General features: G+C 65.4%; 6 protein-coding genes and 1 pseudogene. 2 read left to right on the top strand and 5 right to left on the bottom strand.

From position 1 onward, the window contains the following. The 5 genes from G3N99_RS32655 to G3N99_RS32635 form a co-directional block, all read right to left on the bottom strand. Positions 1-1004, bottom strand: a 1004-nt coding sequence (locus G3N99_RS32655) for a DUF1839 family protein (protein WP_206124434.1), incomplete at its 3' end; no start/stop codon positions are given. Then, positions 1001-1975: an amino acid--[acyl-carrier-protein] ligase gene (locus tag G3N99_RS32650; protein ID WP_206124433.1), complete on the bottom strand. Its 975-nt coding sequence runs from the start codon at positions 1973-1975 to the stop codon at positions 1001-1003. The genes G3N99_RS32655 and G3N99_RS32650, both read right to left, overlap by 4 nt. Then, a complete protein-coding gene (locus tag G3N99_RS32645) occupies positions 1972-3168 on the bottom strand; it encodes an acyl-CoA dehydrogenase family protein (protein WP_174935604.1) in 1197 nt (398 codons plus the stop codon). The genes G3N99_RS32650 and G3N99_RS32645 overlap by 4 nt, the downstream gene beginning before the upstream one ends. Then, a complete protein-coding gene (locus G3N99_RS32640) occupies positions 3165-3416 on the bottom strand; it encodes an acyl carrier protein (protein ID WP_089427658.1) in 252 nt (83 codons plus the stop codon). Before G3N99_RS32640 ends, G3N99_RS32645 begins: the two co-directional genes overlap by 4 nt. A gap of 179 nt (positions 3417-3595) precedes the next feature. Then, positions 3596-4378, bottom strand: coding sequence for a Crp/Fnr family transcriptional regulator (locus G3N99_RS32635; protein ID WP_206124432.1), 783 nt, complete (start codon positions 4376-4378; stop codon positions 3596-3598). Positions 4379-5300: 922 nt separating this feature from the next. Here G3N99_RS32635 and G3N99_RS32630 point away from each other — a divergent pair. Continuing rightward, complete coding sequence (locus G3N99_RS32630; protein WP_174935600.1) at positions 5301-6083, top strand: Crp/Fnr family transcriptional regulator; 783 nt, start codon at positions 5301-5303, stop codon at positions 6081-6083. A gap of 2 nt (positions 6084-6085) precedes the next feature. Further along, positions 6086-6229, top strand: a pseudogene (locus tag G3N99_RS42615) (undecaprenyl-phosphate glucose phosphotransferase); the annotation flags it as partial.

The following is a 6229-nucleotide window of genomic DNA, read 5'->3' as shown; positions in this document are numbered from 1 at the left end:
CGCAGCGGCAAGGCGATCTGCCGCGCGCACGCAACCACGTCCGCGTAGGCGGCCTCGATCGCTTCGAGCGTCGAGTCACCGCGCTCCTCCTTGCCGCGCGCGCAGGCGCGCGCGAGCCGGAATTCCAGCACCATCGCTTCGGACGCGATACGGTCGCACGCGGCGCGGATCTCGGCGAACGGCCCGACGCAGCCGCTGGCCTGGAGCCAGCGCGCGTAATGGCCGAACAGCTCGAAATTCGCGCCGAGCTGCCGCACCGAGTTGAACGAGTACGCATGAAAGTGCTCGAGCGGCGCATCGGCGAGCGTCCGCGCATCGGTCTGCAACTGCCGCCGGAACGCGGCGATCGGGTTGACGACCGGCAGGCGCCGCAGATGGCGCTGCAGCGCGGTGAGCGACGTTTCGCACAGCTCGCGCTCGTCGAGCGGCGCAAACCGCCGCTTCGCGCATTCGACGTACGGCGGCAGCGTCATCGGCGAGCTGCCGCCGACGAGCCCGGTGTAGTCGAAATCCTCGGCCACGTAATAGCCGCTGTTGTGGAAGTAGCCGATCTGGCGCTTCGCGCGGTCGATCGCATCGATGCCGATCGTCGTCTTCGTGTGCTGCGTGCGGTAGCTGCTGCCGCGCGTATCGGGCAGGAACCACGCGTCGACCTCGACGATCATCAGGTGGCCGCGCGCAACCTGCGTCTCGATGTGCTGATCGAGCGGTTCGTAGATCGAGTGCTCCTGCACGACGATGCCGTACAGCCGCTCCAGTTCGTCGTGCGGAAACTTGAAGAACGTGAACTGGTCGCCCTCGAAATCGAGCGCGATCGTGAACGGCAGCGCCGCGTACGGATTGAAGCCCCACCACCGGAGCACCTCGAGCCACATGTCGACGTAGCAGTTGGTCTGCTTCCAGACCATCTCCTGGCTATGCAGCGGATGCGGCCGGTAGTGGCGTGCGCGGTGGCGCACATCCTCGAACGACGCGTCTTCGCCGTCGCGGGACACGAATCTCATGGCGTGCCCCACAGCACGTCGCGGACTTCGCGCGGCCATGCGTCGATGTCGAAGCCGTGATGGCGGAACAGCGCGAGCGTGAGCCGTTCGAGGCCGAAGCCGACGCAGCCTGTGTGCGCGACGTCGCCCGTCGCGGTGCGGATATCCCACAGCAGCCCGAAATGGTCCATGTGGTAGTTGAAGCTCAGGCAGGCAGTCTGGCGATCGTCGTGCTCGATCGGGATCAGCAGCTCGAACTTCAGGTTCTGCTCGCGCTGGCTGTTCGCGACGATCTTGCCGCCGCGCCCGAAGAACGGATCGTTCGCGAGGTCGATCGCGTTGGGCAGGCGCAGCGCCTCGATCATCCGCGTGCCGCGTTCGATCCAGGTCTCGCGGAACGACACGATCTGCTCGGGCGTGCCGATCCGCACGTACTCGCGCATCCGGAACAGCTGCATGCGGGTCGGGTCGAGCGACGGCTCGTGGCGGAAGCAGTACGAGAAGACGTCGACGATCCGGCCGTCGGCCGGCAGCGCGCCCGCGCGTGCGACGACCGGGTAGACCGGGTAGCACGCGGCCGGCGTCATCACGACATAGGTCGGCTTCTGGCTTTCCGTCCAGTCGTCGCCGCGATCGAGGCACTGCAGTACGCGCTGGTGCTGGTGTTCGTCGCCGCAGAACGCATGCACGCTGCCTGCGAGTTGCGGGAAGCTCTTCATGTATTCGCTGCGCTCGAACTCGGTGCGGCTCATCGCCGGCGGGAAGCGCAGCACTTCGGCGTGCTGGTCGGCGCCGATGCGTGTGACGAATGCGTCGAGCGCTTCCACGACGCGCTCGAACCGTTCGCTGCGGCCGAACAGGCCCTGGATGCCGGTGGAGACCAGCAGGCCCGCGTCGATCAGTTCGTCGCGCAGCGGGTTGACGCCCGCGCGGTCGATCGGTGCATCGGCGGGAGCGGAGGCGGCGGAGGGCACGGCAAGGCGATCGTTCACGTATGTTTCTCCAGCGTCGCAGGACGCAGCGCGAGCAGCAGGTTCGAGGTGTTGACGGCAATGCGGTCGTTGCTGATCATCAGCGGCGCCGCATGCAGGTCGCGAATGTGGCGGCCGATGCTGAACGGCGTGCCCTGCTTGTAGCCGGCCATCCCGCAGATCATCATGGCCTGGTGTGCGACTTCCAGTGCAGTCGTCGACACGTAGGTCTTCAGTGTGTTGATCTCGGCGGCTCGGGCCATGCCGGCCGACCACGAGCGGGACGCCGGATTCGCATGAAGGCGCAGCACGTTGTCGACGCGGGCCTGCATCGCCTGCATCAGCGCGAGCGATTCGGCGATGCGCCGCGACGCGGGCGACGGCGCGCCATCGGTCTGGCGTGCCTGCGCGCGGAAGAACTGGTGCGCGCGGTGAAACGCGTCGCCGGCCACGCCGATCCATACCGCGGCCCACAGGATGTGCGACACCGGCACCATCGTTTCCTCGGCGATCTTCGCGAACGGCACCGGCAGGCACTGGACGGCGGCGCCTTGCGCATCGAGCTCGAAACCGTTGCTGCAGGTGCCGCGCATCCCGAGCGTGTCCCATTCGCCGCGGCGCGTGAGCGTGTAGCCGTCGCGCAGCAGCGTGACGAGCACCTGCTCGGAAGCCGGCGCGTCCGCATCGCGTCGTGCGGTCGCGAGGATGCCGTCCGCATAGTCGCCATACGAGATCGTCGGCGCGGATTTGCGCAGCCGGAACTCGCCGCCGTTGATGTCGAGCGCGCACTGGCTCGCACGCAGGTTGCCGCCGACGCCGTCTTCCGACGTGGCCGATGCGAGCAGCCACTGGTGGCGCACGAGCTGCTGCAGGAACAGCTTGTGCCAGCCCTGGTCGAGCGCGTGGTCGACGATGCAGGCGACCTGGATCTGGTGCATCGCGAACACCATCGCCGACGACGCGCAGGCCTGGCCGAGAATCGAGCAGGCCGACGCGATGTCTTCCAGCGACGCGCCCGCGCCGCCGAGATGGGTCGGCACCATCGCGCCGAGCAGGCGGCGCGCGCGCATCGCCTCGATCGCCTCGACGGGGCAGCGCGCGTCGCGGTCGACCGCGTCCGCGTGCTGCGCGGCGATCTGCGCGACGGCATGCGCGGCCTCGTCGAGCCGACGCGAATCGCTGTCGGCCGCGAGTTCGGGAAGCAGCGCGCTCATGCCGAATGCTCGGTGCGTTGCAGCGTGGTGATCGTGTCCGCGAGCGCGTCGATGCTGCGGAACAGGTTGCGGTTCAGCATCTCGTCGGGAATCTCGATGTTGAATTGCTTCTCGATCGCGAGCATCAGCTGGATCGTGTCGAGTGACGAAAGGCCCGCGTCGTAGAGGTCGTCCCCGTCGCCGATCGAATCGATCGCGGCTTCGAGATGGGCGACGTGCTTCAGGATGGTTCTGATTTCGTTTTTCACGTGCTGCTCCGGCGTGCGTGGTGTCGTCCGCTCGGGCAGACGCGCGATACGCGCTGACGTCCCCCCGGCAGTCCGGCATCAGTAGACCATTGGCAGACACGGCGTTCTGTTCGCCACCCTACAAACGGCTAACCCGGCACGCAGGCGGCGTGGAAGCGCCGCCCGATGCGGCATGCCAATCAGGCGCGCGACGCGGCCGGCACGCCCGAATCGGCCGACAGAATGCGCTTCATCTCGTCGCGCACGATCGCGCGGCAGCCGCACGACATTTTTTCGAGGCCGTCGAGGTCGGCGAGCTCGATCGAACTCCGATATTGCCGGATCAGGCCCAGCTTCTGGATTTCGCCCGCGGCATCGGTGACCGTTTCGCGCCGCACGCCGAGCATCTGCGCCAGCATGCTGTGCGTCACCTGGATCTCGATGCTGCGGGTCCGGTCGTACGCGAGCAGGAACCATCTGCATAACTGATGTTTGAGCACGTGATGACGGCTGCAGAACGTGATCTGCGAGACCTGCGCCATCAGCAGCCGCACGCACACGAACACCAGATGGCGGATCACCGGCGATGCGTCGAACGCCGCGGCGAATACGCGCCGGTCGAGCCGGTAGACGAACCCGTCGCGGCAGGCCACGGCGCGGCAGGGCATCCGGCCGCTGCCGCCGATCACGTCGTCGCACACCACGCTCTCGCTGCCGATCTCCGCAACTTCCAGCGTCATCCCGCCGGACGACACGTACTGCAGCGAAATCGCGGTCGTGACGGGCAGGTAGACCGCGGCGAGCATTTCGCCGGGCTCGCAGAGCACTTGTCCGGATTTCAGGTGGACGAGTTGAAGGTGGGGGACCAGCGTCGCGAGCTCGTCGCGGTCGATGGCCGCGAGAAAGCGGTTCGCATCGAAGCTGTGGGAAAGCTCGATCATGCCGTTCGCGTACGCGACGGCTTCCGGGGCCTGGTGAGTCACGGCGCATCCTCGTAGGGTGGCGGTCACGCGTCGTCGCGGCGATACCCCGAAAATGGGGAATTCGCACGATCGTGCGGACTTGTGTTCGTCAAAAATGGAGTGACGATACTGGCAAAAAGGCTAGCACGCCATTGAAATCAATCAATTGCACATTGCGTCATTTCACAAAGTTTGACGATTTTGGCCGGGTGCAAACGTTATCCGGATTTAATGATTCATTTCGGCGGAATTAATCATCCGGAAGCTGAATTCGACTTCGGGCATTCATTCCGTGTCGGTCGGGAATCAATTGAGCGGTGGCGCGCATCGCATCGGGAAAGTGCCGGGCGAGCATTGAACATTCTTTGACAAATAAATGGTGCGCGCCAGAATATCCATGAAAATCAAAGGCTTGTGGTCGAAATGTGCGCCGGGTTACAGAGCTGTAAATTAGTGTGTCGATTCAAGTTTGAGACAGTTTCAAACAACCGTGTGAGGCGTGATGCCGCAGCGGCGTGCTATCCGGCACATCATGGAAACAATTGAAAATCGACTGTAAGTATATGAGCGACAAGCCTCGCGGTGCCGCTGTGGCTGCTCCGGTTCGGTGCAGGCGAAATGATCAGTCAAATGGCGCGCTGTGTCCGTCGCCCGGAAGAGTGTCCGGAAATGAGACGCTTTTTTTGTTTTTGAACGGGTTATTCGGGTGATCTAAATCCGGCGTGATTCATATATTAAGGATGGGCATGTATTGGCACGTAAATCGCTTATTCGGGCTGGCGTGTTGAAACGGGACGGCCGACTCGATCCGGCGGCGACAAGCCGATGGTCGGTCGGAATCAGGGTTGTGGCCGCAACCGCTGCCAACGTCCGGGCGCGCATCGCGATAACGAGTTCCGTGCACGCGGCTGCAGGCGGCGCGGACGATAAAAGGGATACAGACATGCTTCATCTTCACTCGAGCTACTCGGCGAATGCCATCCTCGATGCCCTCCCCGAGGACAGCATCCGCACCATCGCACCGCATCTCGAACTGGTCAGGATCAAGGCCGGGATGCTCGACCGGGTCGGCGAGCCGATGCGCCACGTGCATTTTCCGACGACGTCGATGATGTCGGTGCAGCACCTGATGGAAGACGGTGCGATGGTCGAGGTGGCGCAGGTCGGCCGCGAAGGGGTGGTCGGGCTGGCGACGATGGTCGGCGGCGCCGCGGCGTCGCACCGGGTCGAGGTCCGCATCGGCGGGATGGCCTATCGCGTGCCGAGCTGCGTGATGCGCGCCGAATTCGAGCGCTCGCCGGAGACCTACCGGCTGCTGCTCAACTACTGCCAGGCGGCGATGGCGCAGATCTCGCGCAGCGCGCTGTGCAACCGGCATCACTCGGTCAGCGAGCAGCTCAGCCGCTGGCTGCTGCTTGCGCATGACCGCATCGACGGCGACGAACTGGCCGTCACGCAGCAGACGATCGCGAACATGCTCGGCGTGCGGCGCGAAGGCGTGACGGAAGCGGCGGGCAACCTGCAGGAAGCCGGGCTGATCCGGCAACGCCGCGGCCGCATCACGGTGCTCGACCGTCACGGCCTCGAACATCACGCGTGTGAATGCTACGACCTGATTCGCGCGGACTATCGCAGGCTGCTCGGCACGCGCGGGACGGCGAGGCCGACGCCGGTTCGGCCCCGCATGCCGGACACGCATCGCGGGTTCCCGGCACATGGTGCGTGACGATGCAGTCGAGGTCCGGTGGAGCGAATGCGATTCGGCGTTCTGTGATCGCAGTTACCGACGTTGTGCTCGTGCTGGCAGGCGCGCTCGCGGCGCAGGCGGCGTCGGGCCTCGCGTGGCGCGAGCTGTCCGACGCGCAGCGCGGC

It is taken from the genome of Burkholderia sp. Ac-20392 (genome assembly GCF_017104585.1).
Taxonomy (GTDB): Bacteria; Pseudomonadota; Gammaproteobacteria; order Burkholderiales; family Burkholderiaceae; genus Burkholderia; species Burkholderia lata.
Note: the sequence above shows the minus strand (reverse complement) of the source record. Positions and strands in the feature narration are given on the sequence as shown.